Consider the following 22,386-nt stretch of genomic DNA (forward strand, 5'->3'; position numbering starts at 1 on the left):
CTGCAGGGGTTTGGTTATTCGAAAGTCTTCAGGTGCAGCTCGTCATAAGCGCGCCGCGTGCTGCCCCACTCCTGCTGCGCAAATACCGGCCCCGGGCCCTCGTAGCGTGCGCCGGAGAAATGCTCGGGAATGAAGAAATGGCTGGGGTAAATGGTCAGTCCGCTGTACTTGTGCTTGTAATAGGCCTCGCTCAGCGCCATGGGCCCCACCGTCTTCCAGGCCATGTCGTCGGTCACCGTGGCCTTGGCCTGGATGTCGAGAATGATCTGGCCGAAAACGGATTTTCCGGCACCGAGCCGACATAGCCGGCCGCAATCAGCATGGGCCGCTCCAGCTCGTTTTCCCAACAGGCGAAGGCTTCGGATTCCAGCATCCATTCCGGCAGCGGCCGGGTGCATAGGCTGTCGGCATCCAGCACGATGCCGCCCTCGTTGTAGAGAATCTCCCAGCGCATCATGTCGGCCACGCCGTTCAATTCCTTGCTGGACATGTCGCGCATGTGGCGGGCATTGATCCATTCGGTGGACGCGAGATCCTCATTGCCCCAGATGCGAATATCCCAGCCGGGATGGCGGCGTACCCAGGTGTCTATGCAATTGTTGGGGCGCTTGCTCTCGTCGCCGACCCAGATGAAATGAAGCTTCTTGCTGATCATGCTTGTCGAGCCGGTGCAGTGGAGTTTTGCCGCAATTGGCGGGCGAGGTTTTCGTAATGCCGCTGGCGCTGCGGATTCTGCAGGCCACCGTAGAGCACGGCGAGATTGTGGGCGGCCAGGAAACTGCCGCGGCCTTGCACGCCGTCCAGGTCCGGGCACTCGCCCAGCTCCAGGCAGCGCAGCCAGGCCGATTCGGCCATGGGCAGCCATTGCTCATGGGCCTGGCCGGGTTGCGCCACCGCCATGTCCAGGAAAAGATTGCCCAGCGCGAAAAAGTAGTCGGGAAAGTGCTGGCAGTCGTCCATGAGGTCGCCGGACAGGACGATGGCGCGCTCGAATTGCCGGGACTGCGCCAGGCAATACATCAGCCGCACGGCCGCGTCCTTGCGCCAGGCCGCTTGTGCGGGCGCGCACTCCAGGGCGCGGAAATATTCATCGCAGGCGCTCTGGAATTCGCGGTGGATTTCCATGTCCTTGCCCAACTGGTAGCGCACATAAGCGTCGCCGGGGTGGTCCTGGACTTCGCGCAGCAATATCTCGCGGTTGCGTCCGGCCTTTTGGGCGAGTTGCGCGGCTGCATAGCCGTCATGCCCAAGCACCAGCGACAGCCGCCGGCGCGGCAGGCAGGAAACGGGCTGCTCGTGGATGCGGCCCTCGTAGCGCACGCCGCGCGGCAGCAGCCGCGGCAGCCAGGTGCGGCTGTGCTCCTGGTGCGCTCCCACGGCGATGTCGCTGCGCACCGTCACCAGGCCGAGGAAGGGCTCCGCCAGGGCGGGGCCGCGCAGCGCGTGCGCGCCGGCTTCCAGCCATTCGTCGGCGTCCAGCACCAGGTGCCAGTCGGCGTCGGCCAGGGCCAGCGCGGCGTTGCGCGCGGCGGAGAAGTCGCCCGTCCAGGCCAGGTGCTCCACGCGTGCGCCGCAGCGGCGGGCGATCTCCACGGTGGCGTCCGTGGAGCCCGTGTCCAGCACCAGCATGCGGCGCACGTGGGGCGCGGCGCTTTGCAGGCAGCGCGCGATGCAGCGGGCCTCGTCGCGCGCGATGACGACCAGGGCGATGTCCGGCTGCGCCGGCCGGGCCGGCGGTGCGTTGCCGCGTGCGCCGCGTGGTTTCTTGCCCATGGCGAAAGAGGGAGGGTTGCCAGGCGGCAACGGGCAGCGCCGGCGGATGGCGCGGCGCCGCCGCTGCGCGCGGCGTTGTGGGTGATGAAGTGCTCACGCCGTGGCCGGCGTGGGGTGCTCAATGCACGGTGCGGGGGCGGGCGGCCAGCACGGCGTCGAGCTCGTCCAGCCAGGGTTCGGCCAGGCGGCGGATCTGCGCGTCGTTGAGCAGGATGCGCTGCAGGATGCGGGCCTTGGCACGCGCCTGCTCCACGGGCAGCTTGCGCGCGCTGCCGGCCTGCCGCAGTTGGGAAATCAGGTTCCCGCAAGTGCCTTCCAGCGCCACGAACTGTTGCCAGTCGCCACGCTGAGCCGCCAGCAGCATGTCGGCGCTGGTCTTCTCTATGGCCTCGTAGTAGCTCAGCAGCGAAGTGTTCATGAAGAACTTTGGGCCAGCCGTGGGCCGGCGTTAGGCGTTGGGCGTGGGGTGGTGCGGCAGGGTGTGCACGCGCGCGGGCGTGGTCAGCGGGCGCCTTCGACCTGCGGGCCGATGGCCTTCCAGGCCTCGCGCACCGGCTCGATCAGGCGCTTGCATTCCTCGATCATCTCGGGGCTGCTGCGCAGGTTGGCCAGCGTCAGCCGCATGGACACGTAGGCATACAGCTCGTTGAGGTCCTGGGCGATCTGGCCGCCTTGCTGCAGGTCCAGCGCGGACTTCAGGCCTTCGTCAACGATGCGCACCGCGCGCGAGATGGCGGTGCACTTGCCTTCCACGTCCTTCTTGCCGATGGCGCCTTGCGCCTTGGTCAGCTCCGTCATCAGCCCGTCGTACAGCATGGCCACGAGCCTGTGCGGGGAGGCCGTCGTCACGCCGGTGACCACGCCAACTTCGTGGTAGGCATTGGCCAGACCCGTGCGGGCCGCGATGGGGGGGCGCGAGAAGGGGGAGGCGGTGTACATCGGTTCTACCCTATCAGTGAGAGTTGTCATGGGACGGTGGTTGCGGCAACACCGGCGCGGGTGCCGGCCGTTGTCCTGTAAGGGCGGTGCCCGGCGCCGGGCCCGCCTGCCGCCTCGGCAGCGGTCAGCCGCTGTTGTTCATGGCCGTGACCTGTTGCGTGATGTAGGTGGACAGGCTGTTGAGCGAGGACATCTTGCTGTCCAGCGCCTGGTACTGCTTTTGCAGCCGCAGCATGTTGGCGTTCACGCGGTCTTCCAGCCGGGCCTGCTCGTCCTGGTTGCGCTTGAGCTTGCTTTGCAGGCCCTCGGTGCGCGAGGTCAGCAGCCCGCCGGAGCCGGTGATGCCGCCCAGCAGCTCGCGAAAGCGCACGCCCAGGCCGTTGTTGCCCTTGACGTCGCTATCGGTGCTGGAAAAGAGCTTGGCCACCTCGGCGGGCTGTTCCAGTGCCTTCTTGAGCTTGGTGCTGTCGACCTTGATGGTGCCGTCGGTCTGCGTGGACAGGCCGATGGCCTGCAGCGAGCTGAAGACGCTGGAGGCGCCGTTGGTCTCGTGCAGCAGGCTGCGCATCTGGCTGCGTATGCTCAGCGCGGCGCTGTCGCCCTGCAGTGTCCCGGCGGTCTTGGTGGCGTCGTCGTACTTGGTCTGGTTGACCAGCTGGGTGTTGAGCGCGTTGTACGCGGTCACGAAGTCCTGCACCGCCTTTTCCTGCGCGGCGTTGTCGTTCTTGACGCTCAGCGTGATGGGCGTGGTCGTTTCCTTGGTCAGGTTCAGCGTCACGCCGGGCAGGGCGTCGGCGATCTGATTGGAAGACGCCGTGACCGGCACGCCGTTGATGGTGAGCTTGGCGTCCTGCGCCGACTGGCCCTCGCGCACGCGGTCGGGGTTGGTGACGTCGGAGGTGTCCGAGGGCGGGTAACTGAAGCCGGCCAGGCCGTCCGTGCCCGTGATGGAGATCTGGTTCTGCGTGCCGGAATTCTTGGCCGTCAGGGCCAGCCGCGCGGCGCCGGTGGCGTCACGTATGAGCGAGGCGTTGACGCCCAGGTCGGCACCGTTGATGCGGTCGCGCACCTGCTCCAGCGTCGTGTTGGGGTCGCTGAAGTCCAGCTGCACCGCGGTGCTGCCATCCTTGGGCGTGGGCGGGGAATAGCCGCTCATGAGCTGGATGGTCAGCGAACCGGCGCCCACCACGGCGGCCGAAGACGAGAGGGCGCGCGAGTACAGCGTCTGCGCCCGCGCGATCTGCGACACCGACACCGCGTAGTCGCCCGCGGCCAGGCCGCCGCTGGTGGCGGTGGCCGACATCACGGTCGTGTCCGAAGGCGTGGCCGTGCCCTGTTTCCACAGGCTGGTCGATGCCAGCGCCGCTGCGCTGTCGCGCAGCGTGGACATCAGGCTTTGGATCTTTCCGTAGGCCGAGATTTGCGAATCTATGGACTTGGCGGCGGTCTGCAGGTTGTCTATGGGCTTGCGCTCGACAGCCTCCAGCTGGCTCAGGATGCTGCTGACGTTGAGCCCGCTGCCTATGCCGGTGGAAGATAGGGTGGCCATGCTCCGGTCCTTCAGGGCTTGATGGGGTACGTGTCAGATCGGCGCGAGCCGGCGGAACTTGAATGATTTCGCGCTGGCCACGACGGCAGGCGCGGGGTCTGAAGGCAAAGCGGCCCAGGGCCGCGCGGGGCAGCGGCCCGCGCGGCGAAGGCGAGCGCGTCAGCCTTGCAGCAGCTTCATCACCTGCTGCGGTTGCTGATTGGCCTGCGCGAGCATGGCGGTGCCGGCCTGCTGCAGGATTTGCGCGCGCGAGAGGTTGGCGGTTTCGGCGGCGAAGTCGGCGTCCATGATGCGGCTCTTGGCGGCGGACTGGTTCTCCGAGGCCGACTGCAGGTTAGAGATCACCGACTCGAAGCGCGACTGGTTGGCGCCCATGGTGGCACGCTCGTCGTTGATCAGGTCCAGCGCCTTGTCGATGTTGTCCATCACGGTGTGGATGGATGTGTTGTCGGCGGTGTTGTCGATCACCGCGCGGCCCGCCCCCGTGTTGTCCGCCCCGGCCACGGCGATGATGTCGGGCTCCGTCGTCATGCTCTTGGTGAAGACGGTGATGGTGTCGTCGGTGGTGGTGTTGGCACCGATCTGGAACTTGAAGCCGGCGGTGGGCTGCGCGTCGGTGCCGAGCACGTGCTTGCCGTTGAAGGTCGTGCTGCCCAGCACGCGCTGCACCTCCTGGGCCAGCTCGCCGAACTCCTTGTCCAGCGAGTCGCGGTCGGAGGTGGTGTTGGAGTCGTTGCCCGACTGCACGGCCAGCTCGCGCATGCGCTGCAGCGCATCGCTGGCGCGGCCCAGCGCGCTTTCGACGGTCTGGGTCATGGAGATGCCGTCGTTGGAGTTGCGCACGGCCTGGTTCATGCCGCGCACCTGGGCGTTCATGCGCTCGGCAATGGCCAAACCCGCTGCGTCGTCCTTGGCGCTGTTGACGCGCAGGCCGCTGGACAGGCGCTGCATCGACGTGGAAACGGCCCCCTGGTTGCCCTGCATATTGCGCTGCGCAACGAGGGAAGCCAGGTTGGTGTTGATGGATTGGGACATGGCGGTGGCAAAGGTTCAGGTTGGCGGCGTGCGGCCCGTCCTGTGGACGACCTCGGCGGGTAGGAGGATTCTTTCGCCAGGCGCGGCGTGTGAAAGCTGCGACAAGCAGGGTGTTTCCGGCGCAGTTTGCCGCCGTGAAACCCGTGGCTGGTAAGAAAAAGGGCCTCGACCCTTGCGGGGAGGCCCTTGGCGCTCGCGTCTGGAGCGCAAGCGATGCTGTCGCCGGGATCAGCGCAGCAGCGACATGACCTGCTGGGGCTGCTGGTTGGCTTGCGCCAGCATGGCGGTGCCGGCCTGCTGCAGGATCTGGGCGCGCGACAGGTTGGCGGTTTCGGCCGCGAAGTCGGTGTCCATGATGCGGCTCTTGGCGGCGGACTGGCTCTCCGAGGCCGACTGCAGGTTGGAGATCACCGACTCGAAGCGCGACTGGTTGGCGCCCATGGTGGCGCGCTCGTTGTTGACCAGGTTGATGGCCTTGTCGATGTTGTCCATCACGGTGTGGATGGCGGCGTTGTCGGCGGTGTTGTCGATCACCGAGCGGCCCGCACCCGTGTTGTCCGAACCGGCCACGGTGACGATTTCAGTCGCCGTGGTCATGTTCTTGGTCTTGATCGCGATGGTGTCGTCGCTGGAGGTGTTGGCACCGATCTGGAATTGGTAGCCCGTGGTGTCGTTGGAGTCAGCACCCAGGATCTTCTTGCCGTTGAAGCTGGTGTTGCCCATCACGCGCTGGATTTCCTTGGCCAGCTCACCAAACTCCTTGTCCAGCGAGTCGCGGTCAGAGGTGTTGTTGGAGTCGTTGGCCGACTGCACGGCCAGCTCACGCATGCGCTGCAGCGAGTCACCGACCTTGCCCAGCGCGGCTTCGGCCGTCTGCGTCATGGAGATGCCGTCGTTGGAGTTGCGCACGGCCTGGTTCATGCCGCGCACTTGCGAGTTCATGCGCTCGGCGATGGCCAGACCGGCAGCGTCGTCCTTGGCGCTGTTGACGCGCAGGCCGCTGGACAGGCGCTGCATCGACGTGGCCACGGCACCTTGGTTGCCCTGGAGATTGCGCTGCGCGTTGAGTGACGCGATGTTGGTATTGACAGACATGCTCATGATGAAACTCCGTGTCTAGTAGATGACCCCGGCAGACGCCGGCATTGCCCCGGTGCGTGGGCACCCGCCCTCGCACCGCATCAGCGGTTGTCCGCCGACTGCGCCCGGCGGTAGTCATCCGTGCAGACCTTGGTGGGCTCGATGCCCGTGTTCCTTGTCTGCGTCCGGCTCCTACTGTCGGACCCCGAACCGTTTTTGCGATCCGTTGTGTTTGTTATCGGAGGGGGCCCGGAAGAACTTTAGGGGGGCGTCAACACAAATTTGATGTGATTTTTGGCCGCTTTTCCGTAGGCGGAGAAAGCGCTGTCATCTGGTTATCGGAGACGGTTTAGGGAACTTGAGAACTGTTTTTCTTGTGCCCGCGCGGCACGCCGCCACAGAGGGAAGCCACCCGGCCGCGCCCGGGAGCGGGTGCCTGTAGGCGGCCCGGGTCTTGTAGGAATTTGCCTGACAAGGGGCTGGAAAAAACAAGACAAAACGGACGGAGATGGGCCGATATTGGCCCGCTTCTTCGGCTTCTACAGTTCACACCACGCTGCAAACGCCCCATTCACCTTGCCGGAGAACGCCATGAACACCGAACAGATCCTTGCCGAGATTCGGGAAGCCAACCTGTCGTACCTGATGCTGGCGCAAAGCCTCATCCGCAGCGACCGCGAGCAGGCGCTGTACCGGCTGGGCATTTCCGACGAGACCGCCGGCCTCATCGGCACGCTCACGCCGGCGCAGATGCTCAAGATCGCCTCCGGCAACACGCTGCTGTGCCGCTTCCGCATGGACGACGAGCTGGTGTGGAACCTGCTCACCAACCATGGCCGCGGTGCCGCCAACGACGGCGTCAACCGGCTGCATGCTTCCATATTGATGGCCGGGCGCCACCAGGAAGCGGCCTGAGCCGCCGGCGCGCCGCGCGCCTGCCCTTTCTCAAGTCCGTTCCACGCGCAACCGCGTCCGCAGTCCGCGCCCGCAGTTGCAGTCGCAGTCGCAGTCACCAAATTCCGCCATGGCCCGCAACAAAAGCATCCTCTCCGAAGCCCGCCAGATCGAACGCGCCGTCACGCTGATCAACCTGGGGGCCCGGCTGCAGGTGCTGGAGAGCGAAACCGACCTGAGCTACGAGCGGCTGCTGCGCCTCTATAAGGAAGTGTCGGGCAAGAGCCCCAGCAAGGGCCAGCTGCCGTTTTCCACGGACTGGTTCATGACCTGGCAGCCCAACATCCACGCCAGCCTCTTCCTCAACATCCACGAGTACCTGAACAAGAGCGCGGCGCTGGAGGACATCGACATCATCATCAAGGCCTACCAGCTCTACCTGGAGCACACAAGCTCCCAGGGGCTGGAGCCGCTGCTGTCGGTCACGCGCGCCTGGCGCCTGGTCAAGTTCGTGGACAACGGCATGCTGGCCATGACCAAGTGCAGCCGCTGCGGCGGCCACTTCGTGACGCACCCGCACGAGATCGCCAAGCACTACGTGTGCGGGCTGTGCAATCCGCCGGCGCGCGCGGGCAAGGGCAAGGCCGCGGGCAGCCTGTCCATGCACTGACGCCGCCGCCGCTCCAGCGGCCCGCCGCGCACGCGGGCCCGCTCTGGCGCAACGTTGATGCAGCTCAAGTTCGCTGCCGCCCGTGCCGATAACTTCTGGCCCGCGCCCGCCACGGCGCCCGCCCATGCGCCTGCCGCCGTCCCTCCGTGAAGCTCGTTCCCTTTCCGCAGCCCTACCTGGAGACCAACAACGAACTGCCCTTTGACGTCTTTGACGGCAAAGGCCGGTTGCTGCTGGCCGCGGGGCAGCAGATCGAGCCCAACACGCTGACCTACCTGCTGCGCTGGGAGCTGTTTGCCGACGAGGCGCAAAGCATGGCCTGGCGGCGCCAGCTCATGGGCGTGGACGTCTCCAAGCGGCGCAAGATCGCCGAGGACGACGAGGACGACTTCGACGAGTACGGCGCCGTGCAAAAGCGGCTGAGCCTGGGCCGGGAGTGGTCCACGCTGGTGGTGGCGCTGGATTCGGTGCTGCGCGAGCCGCGAGCGGATCCGGGCTGGGTGCGCGAGCTGTGCTCGGTGCGCCAGCGCGTGCGCCAGGTGGCCGAGCGCGCGCTGGACGCCTCCGTGTGCCACCTCATCTACACCGGCGGCATGCACGCCAACCTCTACAGCTGCCACCAGGCGCTGCGCTGCATGCTCATTGCCGGCGAGTGCGCGCGCGCCATGGGCTGGAGCACGGAGATGGTGGAATCGCTGGAGAACGCGGCGCTGACCATGAACGTGGCCATGCGCGCGTTGCAGGACATGCTGGCGCAGCGCGACACGGGGCTGAGCACGGGCATGCGGATGCAAGTGGCCAACCATCCGCGCGAGGCGGCGCGGCTGCTGGCCGCTGCGGGCGTGACCGATGCGGTGTGGCTCAGCGCCGTGATGCTGCACCACGACGCGCAAAACGCCACCACGCCGCCGGAGCAGCTCACCCCGGCGCAGCAGGCCGCGCAACTGCTGCGCCGCGTGGACATCTTCTGCGCCAAGCTCAGCCGCCGCGGGCGCCGCGCGCCGCTGTCGGGCCTGCGTGCGCTGCGCGAGGCCTGCCTGGACGCCGACGGGCACGCCGACGAGATCGGCTCGGCGCTGCTCAAGACCATGGGCATGTACCCGCCGGGCAGCTTCGTGCAACTGGCCGGCGGCGAGCAGGCCCTGGTGCTGTCGCGCGGCAGCCGCGCCAACGCGCCGCGCGTGGCGGCCTTCACGGACGCGCAGGGCGCTCCCGTGTTCCGTCCACGCTTGCGTGACACTGCCTTGCCCGGCTACGCCGTAAAGTCCGCGCTCGATTGCACCAAGGTGCGCGAGCGGCCCAATCATGAGAAGTTGTTGGCGCTGTTGCGCTGAACCGAAGGGCGCGCGGCAGAGGGTTTCTTAAATCCTCCCTATCGTGGGCCGATAACAGAAACACTCAAAAACTCTCCACCTTTCATGTTCGTTTTCATTGGCTGGGGTGTTGCGCTGGCCTGCGTTTTTGGTGTGTTCGTGGCTCACGGCGGGAATATTTCCGTCGTGTTGCATGCGCTGCCGTTCGAGCTGATCACCATCGGTGGCGCGGCGGCTGGCGCGTTCGTGGCGAACAACCAGCCCAAGGTGCTCAAGGCCACGGGGCGCGGGGTGGCCGCGTGCTTCAAGGGCTCCAAGTACAGCAAGACACGCTACCTGGAGCTCATGGCGCTGCTCTACGACATCCTGCAAAAGGCGCGCAAGGAAGGCCTGATCGCCATCGAGAACGACGTGGAGTCGCCCGGCGAGTCCGCGCTGTTTCAGCGCTACCCCTCGGTCAGCGCCGACCACCACGTGGTGGAGTTCATCACCGACTACTTGCGCATGATGGTCTCGGGCAACCTCAATGCGCATGAGATTGAAAGCCTCATGGACAGCGAGATCGATACCCACCACGCCGAGGCGCATGCGCCGGCGGCGGCCATGACGCGGGTGGCCGGCGGCCTGCCGGCCTTCGGCATCGTGGCGGCCGTGCTGGGGGTGGTCAACACCATGGGCTCCGTGGGCCAGCCCCCGGCGGTGCTGGGCGCCATGATCGGCTCGGCCCTCGTGGGGACCTTCCTGGGCATCTTGCTGTCCTACGCCATCTTCGAGCCGCTGGCCGGGCTCATGGAACAGAAGATCGACGAAAGCACCAAGGAGCTGCAGTGCATCAAGACCACGCTGCTGGCCTCCATGCAGGGTTACGCGCCGCAGGTGGCCGTGGAGTTTGGACGCAAGGTGCTGTACTCGACCGAGCGGCCCACCTTCGCCGAGCTCGAAAGCCACGTCAAGGGCAAGAAGTAAACCGGCGGCGCAGGCACCCGGCAGGACCATTCCATGGCAGGCGACAACAAGAAGCTGCAGCCCATCATCATCAAGCGGGTGAAGAAGGGCGGCCACGGGCACCACGGCGGTGCCTGGAAGATCGCCTATGCCGACTTCGTCACGGCGATGATGGCCTTCTTCCTGCTGATGTGGCTGATGGGCTCGGTCACCGAGGGCGACCGCAAGGGCATTGCCGACTACTTCAACGCGCCGCTGAAGGTCATGGTGATGGGCCAGACGGGCAACAGCACGGGCGACGCGCAAAGCATCATCAAGGGCGGCGGGCAGGACCTCACGCGCAGCGCCGGGCAGGTCAAGAAAAGCGACCCCGACCCGGCCGAGGCCGTCAGGCAGCTCAAGGCCGAGCAGGCGCGCCAGGAGCGCCGCCGCCTGGAGGCGCTGCGCGCCAAGGTGTTGTCCAAGCTGGGCGAGAACCCGCGCCTGGCGCAGATGTCCTCGCAGATCAAGGTGGAGATGGTGCGCGACGGTTTGCGCATACAAATCGTCGACGAGCGCAACCGCCCCATGTTCGCCACCGGCAGCGCCGTGGTGCAGCCCTACATGCGCGAGCTGCTGCGCGAGATCGGCCAGACGCTGGCCGACATCTCCAACCGCCTCACGCTCGAAGGCCACACCGACGCGCAGCTCTACTCCGGCGGCGAGCGCGGCTACAGCAACTGGGAGCTCTCCAGCGACCGCGCCAACGCCAGCCGCCGCGAGCTCATTGGCGCGGGGCTGCCCGAAGATCGCGTGCTGCGCGTGCAGGGCCTGGCCTCCAGCGTGCTTTTCGATCCCAAAGACCCGCTGAACCCGCAAAATCGGCGCATCAGCATTCTCGTCATGAACCGCGAAGCCGAAGAACGTTTCTTCCGCAACGCTTCCGACCTTGCCGAAGCCCTGGACTCCGCGCCTGAGCCGGCTTCTCCTGGCACCGTGGCGCCGGCAACGCCGGTTCCTCCCAACATCCGTCCCCGAATCACACCATGAGCAACCCTTCCGATCTGAAATTCCTGATCGTCGACGACTTCTCCACCATGCGCCGCATCGTGCGCGGGCTGCTCAAGGAAATGGGTTGCCACAACGCCGACGAGGCCGAGGATGGTGCCATTGCGCTGAGCATGCTCAAGAACCAGAAGTTCGACTTCGTCGTCAGCGACATCAACATGCCCAACATGAACGGCTTCGAGCTGCTGGCCTCCGTCAAGGCGGACCCGGCGCTCAAGCACCTGCCGGTGCTCATGGTGACGGCCGAGGCGCGCAAGGAGGACATCGTGCGTGCGGCGCAAAGCGGGGCGGCCGGCTACATCGTCAAGCCTTTCACCAAGGCGACGCTGGAAGAGAAGGTGCAGAAGATCCTGCAGAAGATGACGGCCGCAAAGGCTTGAGGCGAAGGAGCCAGCGATCATGAACTTCGACCTGACCACGCCCAGCAATCCGCTGATCGTCTCTCCCGAGGTGTTCCAGCAGCTCGGCGCCATCACGCGCATGCTGCACGACACCATGCAGCAGCTCGACGTGATGCCGCGGCTGCAGACCGCCACCGACGGCCTGCCCGACGCGCGCAGCCGGCTGCAGTACATCGCCACCAAGACGGCCGACGCCGCCACCAAGGTGCTCAACCTGGTCGAAGAGGCCAAGATCGAGCAAAAGCGCATCAGCGACGCCACGCGCGAAATCGCCGCCGCCATGGTGAGCAACCCCGTCAAGGCCGTGGCCTCCGGCGCGGTGATGAACTTCATGCACGACGTGGAGACGGCCTCCTCGCGCATCGACGGGCACCTCACCGACATCATGATGGCGCAGGACTTCCACGACCTCACCGGCCAGGTGGTGGCCAAGGTCGTGACCCTGGCCAACGAGCTCGAAGACGGGCTGCTCAAGCTGCTGGTGCAGGTGGTGCCGCCCGAGCAGCGTGAAAAGATGCACAACATGGCCACCGCCCAAGTGGCCGAGCTCGACGGCCCGGTGGTCGATGCCGAGGGCCGCACCGACGTCGTCACCGACCAGAGCGAAGTCGACGACCTGCTGGCCAGCCTGGGCTTCTGAGCCCGGCGCGCCGGCCGCGCAGCCAGGCTCCCAAGCGAAGCCGCCCGCGGGCGGCTTTTCGTATTGCGCGGCATAGGCGCCGCTTTTTGGCCCGCCGCGGCCGCGCGCGCGGGCGCATCATCGCGCGCTTTCCCACTGAGGCACAGCCATGGCTGATGACCAGGACCGCGACTTACCGGCGTCAGAACGCAAGATACGCAAGGCCCGCGAAGAGGGCCAGGTGGCGCGTTCGCGCGACCTGGGCCATTTCGCGGCCATGGCCGTGGGCGGGCTGGCGCTGGTGGCCGGGGCGCGGCCGCTGGCCGACTGGTTGCGCAGGATCCTGGTGCACGGGCTGCGTTTCGACCACCAGGTGCTGATGCACCCGGAGGCCATGGGGCAGCGCCTCATGGACCTGGTGCTGCCCATGCTGCTGGTGGTGCTGCCGATGGGCCTGCTCATGGCGCTGGTGGCGGTGGGCGCGGCCCTGGGCGGCGGGGGCTGGAACTTCGCCACGCAGGCGCTGCGCCCGGACTTCACCCGCTTCAACCCGATCACGGGCCTTGGGCGGCTGGTGTCCAAGGACCAGCTGGTGCAGACGCTCAAGGTCAGCCTGCTGGCGCTGGTGCTGGGCGTGGTGGGCGGGCTGTACTTGCGCGCGCACCTGGGCGACTTCACCGCGCTGCTGTCGCTGCCGCTGCCCGCGGCGCTGGCCGAGGGCACCTCGCGCGTCTACGGCGGGCTGGCGCTGCTCATCGGGGCGCTGGCGCTGTTTGCGCTGGTGGACGTGCCGCTGCAGCGCTTCTTGCTGCTCAAGCGGCTGCGCATGAGCCACCAGGAGGCCAAGCAGGAGCACAAGGAAGCCGAGGGCAACCCGGAGGTCAAGGGCCAGATCCGCCAGCGCATGCGCGAGATGTCGCGCAAGCGCATGCTCTCGGCCGTGCCCAAGGCCGACCTGGTGGTGACCAACCCGACGCACTACGCCGTGGCGCTGCAGTACGACGAGGCCTCCATGGCCGCGCCCAAGGTGGTCGCGCTGGGCACGGACCTCATGGCGCAGCGCATACGCGAGGTCGCGCGCGAGCACCAGGTGCCGCTGCTGGAGGCGCCGCCGCTGGCGCGTGCGCTCTACGCCCACGGCGACCTGGACCGCGAGATCCCCGGCGCGCTGTACGCCGCGGTGGCGCAGGTGCTGGCCTACGTGTGGCAGTTGCGCGCGGCCATGGCCGGGCGCGGCGCCATGCCCGTGGCGCCGGCATCGCTGCCCGTGCCGCCGGAGATGGACCCGCTGAACAAGACGCCGCATTGACGCGCCGCGCCCGCGGCGGCGGCTGCGCTACGGACGCTGGCACCGCGGGCGTCGGGAAACGGCAATTTTTTGCGTTGTCGCAAGCTGCGTCGTGCCGTGGGTGAACAGCGCCGTTTTCGGCCTTCTAATCCGGCTCAAGTCGCCGCCACGCCCCGGAACAATCCTCCCCCATGAACTCCTATCTCGCTCGGCTGCAGGCGATGCTGGGCGTGAAGCCGGACTTCGTGCGCACGCTCGGTGCGCCGCTGTTCGTGGTCATGGTGCTGGCCATGATGGTGTTGCCGCTTCCGGTCTTCGTGCTGGACGTGTTCTTCACCTTCAACATCGCCATGGCCCTGATCGTGATGCTGGTGGCCTCCAGCATGGTCAGGCCGCTGGACTTCGCCTCCTTCCCCGCGGTGCTGCTGGTCACGACGCTGTTGCGGCTGTCGCTCAACGTCGCCTCCACGCGCGTGGTGCTGCTCAACGGCCACACGGGCACGGGCGCGGCCGGCCACGTCATCGAGGCCTTCGGCCACTTCCTCATCGGCGGCAACTTCGCCGTGGGCCTGATCGTGTTCGCGGTGCTGGTGGTGATCAACTTCATCGTGATCACCAAGGGCGCCGAGCGCATCGCCGAGGTTGGCGCGCGCTTCACGCTGGACGCCATGCCCGGCAAGCAGATGGCCATCGATGCCGACCTCAACGCCGGCCTGATCGACGAGAAGGAGGCCAAGCGCCGCCGCGCCGAGGTGGGCGACGAGGCCGAGTTCTTCGGCTCCATGGACGGTGCCAGCAAGTACGTGCGCGGCGACGCGATGGCGGGCCTGCTGATCCTGTTCATCAACATGGTGGGCGGCTTCATCATCGGCATGGCGCAGCACGACCTCAGCGCCGCCGACGCCGCCAACTCGTACATCCTGCTGGCCGTGGGCGACGCGCTGGTGGCGCAGATCCCGGGCCTGCTGATCTCCGTGGCCTCGGCCATGGTGGTCTCGCGCGTGGGCAAGGACGCGGACATCGGCAGCCAGATCGGCGGCCAGCTCTTCGGCTCGCCGCGCGCGCTGGCCATCGCCGCGGCCATCGTGGGCGGGCTGGGCCTGATCCCGGGCATGCCGCACCTGGTGTTCCTGCTGCTGGCCGCGGCGCTGGGCGCGGTGGCCTGGAAGCTGCAGCAGGCCGCGCAGCGCCGCGCGCTGCAGCCGCAGCAGCCCGCGGCTCCCGTGGAGCGCCCGGCCGACGCCGAGGCCAGCTGGGACGACCTGGTGCCCGTGGACACGCTGGGCCTGGAGGTGGGCTACCGGCTCATCACGCTGGTGGACAAGACCCGCAACGGCGACCTGCTCACCCGCATCAAGGGCGTGCGCAAGAAGTTTGCGCAGGAGGTGGGCTTCTTGCCGCCGGCGGTGCACATCCGCGACAACCTGGAGCTGCGCCCAAGCGTGTACCGCGTGACGCTGCGCGGCGCCGTGGTGGGCGAGGGCGAGGCGTTCCCCGGCATGCTGCTGGCCATCAACCCCGGCGGCGCCACGCAGCAGCTGCCCGGCACCGCCACCACCGACCCGGCTTTCGGCCTGCCCGCGGTGTGGGTGGAGGAGCGGCTGCGCGAGCAGGCTCAAATGAGCGGCTTTACCGTGGTTGATTGCTCGACCGTGGTGGCCACCCACCTCTCACACTTGATGCAGGTCCATGCCGCGAAGCTGTTGGGCCGCGTGGAAACGCAACAGTTGGTGGACCATGTGGCCAAGCTCGCACCCAAGCTCATCGAAGACGTGATTCCCAAGATCGTGGCCATCCCGGTGGTGCAGAAGGTGCTGCAGCTGCTGCTGGAAGAGGGCGTGCACATCCGCGACATGCGCTCCATCGTGGAGTGCCTGTCGGAAAATGCCGCCGCCGCGGCCGATGCGGCCGAGATGGCGCGCCGCGTGCGCGTGCACCTGTCGCCGGCCATCGTCCAGCAGATCTACGGGCCCGTGCGCGAGCTCGAGGTCATCGCCATAGAGCCGGGGCTGGAGCGCCTGGTGGCACAGGCGCTGAACTCGCCGCACGGCGCGGCGCTGGACCCGGGCGTGGCCGAGGCACTGTCCAAGGGCGCGGCCGACACCGCGCAGCGCCAGGAGGAGCTGGGCGTGCCGGCCTGCCTGCTGGTGCCTGACGCCATCCGCGCGCCCATGGCGCGGCTGCTCAAGCGCGCTGCGCCACGCCTGAAGGTGCTGGCGCACAGCGAGATTCCTGAAACCCACTCCATTCGAATCGCCTCGATCATCGGGGGCACTGCATGAACGTCAAACGCTTCACAGCGCGCACTTCGCGCGAGGCCCTTCAACTGGTCAAGCAGGCCTTCGGCGAAGACGCCGTCGTGCTCTCCACCCGCCCTTGTGCCGAGGGCGTGGAGATGCTGGCCATGCCGCCGGAGAGCGTGCGCCAGCTTGAACGCTTCACGCCCGGGCTGCCTGCTCGAACCGCGGTGGCTGCCGCCGTGCAGTCGGCCGCCCGCCCTCAGGCCCAGCCGCTGGCGCAGCTGCCAGCCCATGAGGAGGCGGCGGCCATGAGCACGCTGTCGTTCCAGGACTACGTGCGCGAGCGCATGCTCAAGCGCCGCCAGGCCGAGATCACGCGCCCCGCGCAGCCGCAAGCGCCCGCCCTCCCGGCGGCCGAAATGCCCTTGCGCGCCGCGGCGCCGATGCAGGTGGCGGCCCAGCCGCAAGCGCCCGTGCCTCAGGCGCAGTTGCCCGTGCATCAGGCGCAACTGCCGCCCGCGCCGCCGCCCGCGTCGCTGGCGGAGTCCCTCTACACGGGGCAGGTGCCGCTGGAGGCCGTGCCGGTGCTGCAGACGCCGCTGGCACAGCCGCCCGCCGTCAACGTCGTGCTGCCCGAGATCAGCGACATGGCCGCAGACCTGCGCCGCGAACAGATGGAGATGCTCAACGAGCTGCGCTCCATGCGCGGCGCCATCGAGCAGCGCTTCGATGCCATGGCCTACGTGGACCAGCTCCAGCGCAGCCCCACGCAGGCGGCCTTGACGCAGCGGCTGCTGGACTGCGGCTTCTCGCCTGTGCTCATCCGCAAGCTCTGCCAGGGCCTGCCGGCGGAGACGGCCGAGCCGCTGGCCTGGGCCGCGGGCGTGCTGCAGCGCAACCTGCGCAGCGCCGAGGCCGAGGTGCCGCTGGAAGACGAGGGCGGCGTCTACGCCCTCATCGGCTCCACCGGCGTGGGCAAGACCACCACCACCGCCAAGCTCGCCGCGGCCTGCGCCACGCGCCACGGCCCGGGGCAGCTCGGCCTGGTGACGCTGGACGCCTACCGGGTGGGCGCCCATGAGCAGCTGCGCACCTACGGCCGCATCCTGGGCGTGCCGGTGCACACCGCGCACGACCGCGCCTCGCTGGAGGACCTGCTGGCGCTGCTGGGCGGCAAGAAGATGGTGATCATCGACACGGCCGGCATGGCGCAGCGCGACGAGCGCACGCGCGAGCTGCTGGACATGCTGGTGCACCCGTCCATCCGGCGGCTGCTGGTGGTCAACGCCGCTTCGCAGTCCGAGACCATAGACGACGTGATGCTGGCCTGGCGTGCCGCGGAGTGCCGCGGGGTGATCCTGTCCAAGCTGGACGAGGCGGTGAAGCTCGCGCCTGCGCTGGACGCGCTCATCCGCCACCGCCTGCGCGTGGTGGGCGTGGCCAACGGACAGCGCGTGCCCGAGGACTGGCACCGCCTGTCGGCCACCGCGCTGGTGCAGCGCGCATTGCGCGCCGGCGGCGCAGCGGCCTACCGGATGCAGACTGACGACGTGAACCTGGTGTTTTCCAACGCGGGCCGTTCCGACTCGGCACAGGCCATGCTTTGAGGGAGCGGCGGGGTATGCGCAGTCTCTTCAACCGCAATTCCTTGACGCTGAGCGACCGCACCGACCAAGCCGCGGGCTTGCGCCGGCTCTTCAGCGGCGGCGCGCACCAGCGCTTCGTCGCCGTGGCCAGCAACCCGCACGTGGCCTGCGCCGGCGTGCTGCTGGAGCGGCTGACGGCGGCCTTTGCCGCCCAGGCCTGCCACGCGCTGGTCATAGACGCCAGCGAAAGCGCGCCCGTGCCCTCCGTGGCGGTGCTGGAAGACCCGGCGCTGGGCCTGGAGCCCCTGGGCGAGCGCCTGTCCTACGTGGCTGCGCGCGGGCTGTCGCAGGGCTTGCGCGAGGTGGCCGGCGGCGCGGCGCAGTGGCTGCAGCGCCTGGCGGCCGCGGCGCCGCAGTGCGACGTGCTGCTGGTGCACGCGCCGGCCACGGAGATCAGCCGCTTCTTCGGCGGCCGCGCGCTGCAGCCGCTGCTGCTGGCCGCCGAGGGCGACGACAGCCTCACCCACGCGCTGGCCAGCCTGCGGCTGCTGGCCGCGCGCCACCGCTGCACGCAGTTCGACCTGCTGCTGGGCCTGCCCATGACCTCGCCGCAGGCCGTGCGCGCCGTGCGCCACCTGGGCGGTTGGGCGCGCAGCCGGCTCAACCTGGGGCTGCGCCACGGCGTGGCGCTGGACCCGGCGCGCGACGCGCAGGAGCCCGCGCTGCCGCCCACGCTGGCGCAACTGGCCGCGGCGCTGCTGGAAGCACACGATGAACAAGAGCCGGGGAACTGGCATCCGGGCGGAGGCGATGCCGCCCGGGGCGCGGCCTTACCCGCGCGCAACTGAGCAGGACGCCCTGGAGCGCTGGAATATGTACACCGCCAAAGGTCGCTTGGACACCGACGCACTGCTGACGCAGTACAGCCCGCTGGTGCGCAGGCTGGCGCATCAAATGATCGCCAAGCTGCCGGCCAACGTGGAGCTGTCCGACCTGATACAGGTCGGCATGATGGGCCTCAACGATGCGTTGGGCCGCTTCGACGCCAATCAGGGCGTGCAATTCGAAACCTTTGCCACGCAGCGCATTCGCGGCGCCATGCTCGACGAGCTGCGCGGCGCCGACTGGATGAGCCGCGGCAACCGCCGCCAGCAGCGCGAGATCGAGGCGGCCGTGCACAAGCTGGAGCACCGCCTGGGCCGCGTGCCCATCGAGAGCGAGATCGCCGCGGAGATGGGCCTGTCGCTGACCGACTACCAGGACATGCTGGGCAAGGTGCGCGGCACGCAGTTGCTGTACCTGGAGGACATGAGCGGTGGCAACGGTGACGGCGACGAGGAGTTCCTCGACCGCCATGTCGGCGACGCCGAGGCCAACCCCATGTTCCGGCTGCAGGACCGGCGCATGCGCGAGGCGCTGGTGGCCGCCATCGAGGCGCTGCCCGAGCGCGAGCAGTACGTCATGAGCATGTATTACGAGCACGACATGAACCTCAAGGAGATCGCCGCCGTGCTGGGCGTGACCGAGTCGCGCGTGTGCCAGCTCCACAGCCAGAGCATCGCGCGGCTGCGCTCCAAGCTCAGGGAGTGGTGAAGCGCCTGCCGCGTGCCGCCCGCCTGTAACACAAGCTCCCTTTAGGCACGCCCCGAACGCGCCAGGGCACCACCCTTGCTCTCTCCCCGGCCGTCTTTTCACGGTCTTGGGGGTTGCCATGCGGTTTCAAGCGGAGTGGCGCGCCTGGCTGCGCGCCTTGGGGGTGGCGGGCGGTGCGGTCGCCGTGGCGGCGGGCTTGCCGGTGCGGGCCCAGGAGGGCGCCAGCGCTGCGGCGACGGCGGCGGCCATGCCGTCCGCGAGCCCGGGGCTGCCCGGCGACGGGGTGTATCGAGTGGAAAACCAATGCAGCTTGCGTGTGCTGCAGGTACAGGGCGGCGCCGTGCGCGAGCAGGCGGCGCTGCAGCTTGGGCATTGGCAGTCGCTGGCACACCAGCGCTGGCGGCTGGAGCGGCTGGCCGATGGCGACTACCGCCTCACGGCGCAGCACAGCGAGCTGGCCTTGCAAAGCGAGGCCGCCGGCTATGCGCAAGGCGCCAGGGCCGACACGGCCAGCCAGCGCGTCGTGCTGCAGCCCTTGGGCGACGGCTGGATGCGCGTGGTGTCGCGACAGGACGGGCTGGCGCTGGCCGCCGCGGCGGATGCCGAAGGCGCCGCCGCCGTGCGCCAGCCCTTGAGCGCCGACTGCGCCCAGGCCTGGCGCCTGGTGTCCGAGGAGGCCGCCGCCGGCACGCCGGCCGACGTGCGCGTGGTGCAGGGCCAGGGCCAGAGCGCGCCCGTGAACACGCGGCTGCCCGTGGCGCCCATGGTGCGGGTGCTGGACGCCAACGGCGTGGCCGTGGTGGGCGTGCCGGTGCGCTTCCGGGTGGTGGACGGCGGCGGGACCATCACCGGCGCCTACGTGCTCACCAACGGCCAGGGCAATGCGCGGCTGGGAAGCTGGACGCTTGGGCCCATTGCCGGGCGGCAGCGCGTCTCGGCCAGCACGCCGGGGCTGGCCGAGGCCGTGATCCGGGCCACGGCGCTGTCCGACGGGGCGCGGCTGGAGGTGCCGGAAGCCAGCAACCACCAGATGGCGCCGGTCAACACCGCGCTGCCGCGCCAGCCCGCGGTGTACGTGATGAACGCCGCCGGGCGGCCCGTGGCCGGCGTGGCCGTGAGCTTCAGCCCAAACGACGGCAGCCGCGTCGGCCGCACCGTGGCCGTGAGCGACACCCAGGGGCGCGCCAGCCCGGGCACCTGGACGCTGGGGGCCGGCGAGGGCGAGCAGACCATGGACGTGCAGGCCGGCGGCTACGCCGGCTTGCAGCTCAGCGCCCAAGCGCTGCCCGCGGGCGCGCCCACGCTGGTGCGCGAGGTCTTCATGCGCAACGTCTACGAGGTCTGGGACATGGCCTTCGCGCCGGAGGGCGTGATGCTCTACACCGAGCGCGGCAAGGGGCTGTGGGCGCGCCTGCCCGGCGGCGAGCGCCGGCAGCTCTTCGCGCCGGCGGATTTCGTGAGCGCCACCAACAGCGGCATGCTGGGCCTGGCGCTGGACCCGGAGTTCGCCGCCAACCGCCGCGTGTACGTGTTCATGGCTTCCAGCTTGGGCGGCGTGCGCGACAACCGCGTGGTGCGGCTGCGCGTGAAGCCGGACTGGACGGGGGTGGAGGGACGCACCGACATCGTCACCGGCATCCCGTTCCAGAACCAGCCCGGGCTGGTCGGCCAGCACTCCGGCGGGGCGCTGGCCTTCGTGGGGACGGACTTGCTCATCAGCACGGGCGACCTGCGCGCGGGGCCCGTGCCGCAGAACCTCAAGTCCTTGGGCGGCAAGGTGCTGCGGGTGGACCGCGAGGGGCGCCCGGCCGCGGGCAACCAGGCGCCGGCCGGGGGCGATGCGCGCCTCTGGGTCGTGGGCCTGCGCAACGGGCAGGGGCTGGCGGTGCAGCCGTTCACGCAGCGGCCCTACCTGATAGAGCACGGCCCCGGCAGTGACGACGAGGTCACGCCGCTGCGCCCCGGCAACGGCGGCTGGGACCCGCGCCCGCGCCCGCTGGGCAGCCCCGGCGCGCGCTGCCCAAACGGCCAGTTGCTCACCTACTGCGGCTATGCCGGCACCAGGATGACGGACACGGGCCTCTATCCCGACGCGCTGCGCCCGGCCTGGCGCTCCGGCCTGCCCGCGCGCGGCACGGGCGGCGGCACCTTCGTCACCGGACCGGTCTGGAAGGACTGGCGCAATGCCCTGGTCATCGGCCAGATGTCGGGCCGCCGCCTGCTGGTGCTGCAGCTCACCGACACCGGCGACGCCGTGCGCGCCGTCACGCCGCTGCTGGAGGAGCTCAACGTGCGGCTGCGCCACGTGGTGCAGGGGCCTGACGGCTCGCTCTACATCAGCACCTCCAGCGACAACAACCACAGCAACGTGCGCACCCAGGTCTGGCGGCTGAGCCCCTACAGCGGCGGCGTCAATCCGTGAGCCGGGGCGTCGCTGACTCCTACAAACCGTGCCGATGCCCCCGCGTGGCGACGGGGAACAAAAAAGGCCCGCTGGAAGCGGGCCGTTCAGGCGAGGGTGCGGCCGCTCAGGCGCGCACCATGCCGCCGCGCGAGGGGCGGTCGGCCAGGCCGCCGGCGCCGTAGACGGGGCCGGCATTGAGGCCGGGCAGCAGCACGTCGATGGCGCGGTCCAGCGCCGCGGTGGCGCGGGCCAGGGCTTCGCGCTGGGCGGCCACCTGGCTGCCCGCGTGCGCCAGGCGCAGGCGCAGTGCCGGCGGCACGCTGCCGTTGCGCGCGGCCTGGGCGAAGCGGTTGACGGCCGTGGCCAGGGCCTGGTGCAACTGCTCGGCCTGGCGCTCCATGGCGGCGGCGTCGCGCTCGCGCAGGGAATTGCTCAACCCCAAAAGGTTCGCCTCCAGCACAGCCAGAGTGCTTTCCAGCTCTTCGGCGGTGGACGTGTTGTCGGCGCAGGGGTTGTTCATGGGTTACAGCGGTGGTTGTGTCAATGCGGAGAACGCGCCAGCAGTTCCTGGGCGTTGTCGAGAAGCTTGTCGGCGATGGCTCCGGCGTTGATGCGGAAAGAGCCGTCGCGTATGGCTTGTGCGATGCGCTGCACCTTGGCGGTGTCGAAGCTGGCATCGCCGCCGGCAATGAGCGTGGTGGCTGCAGGCGAGAGTGCGACCTGCGTGCTGCTGGCCTCGCCAGCGGCCACGGAAGAGGATGTGGATGCCGTGCCGCTGGTGGAGGGACGCGCAGCAGCCGCGGTCTCGCCATTGGCCGTGGTGCGGGCGGACGAGAGATTGAAAGGGCCGATCTTCATGGTGCGTCTCCGGGTACGGGCTGGACCGGCCCGCTCAACATGGGTGAGATATCGGAGCCGCTACGGAGAACTTTAATGGGGCTTGGTAACCGGCGCTCATATAGGGGGCAGGGCGCCGCGCAGCCTTGAGCACGCGCAGGCGCCGGCGGGAA

Annotated in this window: 23 protein-coding genes; 13 read left to right on the forward strand and 10 right to left on the reverse strand. The window is 68.8% G+C overall.

Annotation, left to right across the window (positions count from 1 at the left end; all coding sequences use genetic code 11):
• Positions 1–14: 14 nt before the first annotated feature.
• The 8 genes from ALA01S_RS34640 to ALA01S_RS04415 form a co-directional block, all read right to left on the reverse strand.
• A complete protein-coding gene (locus ALA01S_RS34640) occupies positions 15–236 on the reverse strand; it encodes a hypothetical protein (RefSeq protein WP_238455696.1) in 222 nt (73 codons plus the stop codon).
• Positions 233–655 (reverse strand): glycosyltransferase family 32 protein, encoded by a 423-nt coding sequence (locus ALA01S_RS34645; RefSeq protein WP_238455697.1) that lies wholly within the window; start codon positions 653–655, stop codon positions 233–235. The genes ALA01S_RS34640 and ALA01S_RS34645 overlap by 4 nt, the downstream gene beginning before the upstream one ends.
• Entirely contained in the window at positions 652–1,773 is a 1,122-nt protein-coding gene (locus ALA01S_RS04390) for a glycosyltransferase (RefSeq protein WP_066332524.1), read from the reverse strand. Before ALA01S_RS04390 ends, ALA01S_RS34645 begins: the two co-directional genes overlap by 4 nt.
• Before the next feature lie 118 nt (positions 1,774–1,891).
• Entirely contained in the window at positions 1,892–2,191 is a 300-nt protein-coding gene (locus tag ALA01S_RS04395; RefSeq protein WP_066332526.1) for a flagellar protein FliT, read from the reverse strand.
• An 83-nt stretch (positions 2,192–2,274) separates the two neighbouring features.
• Positions 2,275–2,712, reverse strand: coding sequence for a flagellar export chaperone FliS (gene fliS, locus ALA01S_RS04400; RefSeq protein WP_066332530.1), 438 nt, complete (start codon positions 2,710–2,712; stop codon positions 2,275–2,277).
• 124 nt (positions 2,713–2,836) lie between these two features.
• Positions 2,837–4,261 carry a flagellar filament capping protein FliD gene (gene fliD, locus ALA01S_RS04405; protein WP_066332533.1) on the reverse strand — a complete coding sequence of 475 codons (1,425 nt, stop codon included), beginning with the start codon at positions 4,259–4,261 and terminating at the stop codon, positions 2,837–2,839.
• A gap of 159 nt (positions 4,262–4,420) precedes the next feature.
• A complete protein-coding gene (locus ALA01S_RS04410) occupies positions 4,421–5,296 on the reverse strand; it encodes a flagellin N-terminal helical domain-containing protein (RefSeq protein WP_066332535.1) in 876 nt (291 codons plus the stop codon).
• Between the two features lie 228 nt (positions 5,297–5,524).
• Entirely contained in the window at positions 5,525–6,397 is an 873-nt protein-coding gene (locus tag ALA01S_RS04415) for a flagellin N-terminal helical domain-containing protein (RefSeq protein ID WP_066332538.1), read from the reverse strand.
• 570 nt (positions 6,398–6,967) lie between these two features.
• Here ALA01S_RS04415 and flhD point away from each other — a divergent pair.
• From flhD to ALA01S_RS04480, 13 genes are all read left to right on the forward strand, one after another.
• Positions 6,968–7,291 (forward strand): flagellar transcriptional regulator FlhD, encoded by a 324-nt coding sequence (gene flhD / locus ALA01S_RS04420; RefSeq protein WP_066332744.1) that lies wholly within the window; start codon positions 6,968–6,970, stop codon positions 7,289–7,291.
• 109 nt (positions 7,292–7,400) lie between these two features.
• Positions 7,401–7,940, forward strand: coding sequence for a flagellar transcriptional regulator FlhC (gene flhC, locus ALA01S_RS04425; RefSeq protein ID WP_066332542.1), 540 nt, complete (start codon positions 7,401–7,403; stop codon positions 7,938–7,940).
• Between the two features lie 146 nt (positions 7,941–8,086).
• Positions 8,087–9,274, forward strand: coding sequence for an HD-GYP domain-containing protein (locus ALA01S_RS04430; protein WP_066332543.1), 1,188 nt, complete (start codon positions 8,087–8,089; stop codon positions 9,272–9,274).
• A gap of 84 nt (positions 9,275–9,358) precedes the next feature.
• Positions 9,359–10,219, forward strand: coding sequence for a flagellar motor stator protein MotA (gene motA, locus ALA01S_RS04435; protein ID WP_066332544.1), 861 nt, complete (start codon positions 9,359–9,361; stop codon positions 10,217–10,219).
• A gap of 33 nt (positions 10,220–10,252) precedes the next feature.
• On the forward strand, positions 10,253–11,227 hold the full coding sequence (motB, locus tag ALA01S_RS04440) for a flagellar motor protein MotB (protein WP_066332546.1): 975 nt from the start codon (positions 10,253–10,255) through the stop codon (positions 11,225–11,227).
• Positions 11,224–11,625, forward strand: coding sequence for a chemotaxis response regulator CheY (cheY, locus tag ALA01S_RS04445; protein WP_066332550.1), 402 nt, complete (start codon positions 11,224–11,226; stop codon positions 11,623–11,625). Before motB ends, cheY begins: the two co-directional genes overlap by 4 nt.
• A gap of 19 nt (positions 11,626–11,644) precedes the next feature.
• A complete protein-coding gene (locus ALA01S_RS04450; protein ID WP_066332553.1) occupies positions 11,645–12,286 on the forward strand; it encodes a protein phosphatase CheZ in 642 nt (213 codons plus the stop codon).
• A 148-nt stretch (positions 12,287–12,434) separates the two neighbouring features.
• The gene (gene flhB, locus ALA01S_RS04455; RefSeq protein ID WP_066332558.1) at positions 12,435–13,574 is read left to right on the forward strand and encodes a flagellar biosynthesis protein FlhB; all 1,140 of its coding nucleotides are present in this window, start codon (positions 12,435–12,437) and stop codon (positions 13,572–13,574) included.
• 170 nt (positions 13,575–13,744) lie between these two features.
• On the forward strand, positions 13,745–15,835 hold the full coding sequence (gene flhA / locus ALA01S_RS04460; RefSeq protein ID WP_066332561.1) for a flagellar biosynthesis protein FlhA: 2,091 nt from the start codon (positions 13,745–13,747) through the stop codon (positions 15,833–15,835).
• Positions 15,832–17,400: a flagellar biosynthesis GTPase FlhF gene (gene flhF, locus ALA01S_RS04465; RefSeq protein WP_066332563.1), complete on the forward strand. Its 1,569-nt coding sequence runs from the start codon at positions 15,832–15,834 to the stop codon at positions 17,398–17,400. Before flhA ends, flhF begins: the two co-directional genes overlap by 4 nt.
• Positions 17,401–17,414: 14 nt before the next feature.
• Positions 17,415–18,227, forward strand: a complete 813-nt coding sequence (locus ALA01S_RS04470) for a hypothetical protein (RefSeq protein ID WP_066332564.1) — start codon at positions 17,415–17,417, stop codon at positions 18,225–18,227.
• Positions 18,228–18,252: 25 nt separating this feature from the next.
• Positions 18,253–18,972 (forward strand): RNA polymerase sigma factor FliA, encoded by a 720-nt coding sequence (locus ALA01S_RS04475; protein ID WP_066332746.1) that lies wholly within the window; start codon positions 18,253–18,255, stop codon positions 18,970–18,972.
• A gap of 118 nt (positions 18,973–19,090) precedes the next feature.
• A complete protein-coding gene (locus ALA01S_RS04480) occupies positions 19,091–21,394 on the forward strand; it encodes a PQQ-dependent sugar dehydrogenase (RefSeq protein WP_066332566.1) in 2,304 nt (767 codons plus the stop codon).
• 106 nt (positions 21,395–21,500) lie between these two features.
• Here the strand turns inward: ALA01S_RS04480 and ALA01S_RS04485 are convergent, their stop codons facing one another.
• Together ALA01S_RS04485 and flgM are read right to left on the reverse strand one after the other, a co-directional pair.
• The gene (locus ALA01S_RS04485) at positions 21,501–21,896 is read right to left on the reverse strand and encodes a hypothetical protein (protein WP_066332569.1); all 396 of its coding nucleotides are present in this window, start codon (positions 21,894–21,896) and stop codon (positions 21,501–21,503) included.
• A gap of 20 nt (positions 21,897–21,916) precedes the next feature.
• Positions 21,917–22,234: a flagellar biosynthesis anti-sigma factor FlgM gene (flgM, locus tag ALA01S_RS04490; RefSeq protein ID WP_066332571.1), complete on the reverse strand. Its 318-nt coding sequence runs from the start codon at positions 22,232–22,234 to the stop codon at positions 21,917–21,919.
• Positions 22,235–22,386: the final 152 nt, after the last annotated feature.

Source organism: Azohydromonas lata NBRC 102462 (assembly GCF_001571085.1).
GTDB classification, from domain to species: Bacteria; Pseudomonadota; Gammaproteobacteria; order Burkholderiales; family Burkholderiaceae_C; genus Azohydromonas; species Azohydromonas lata.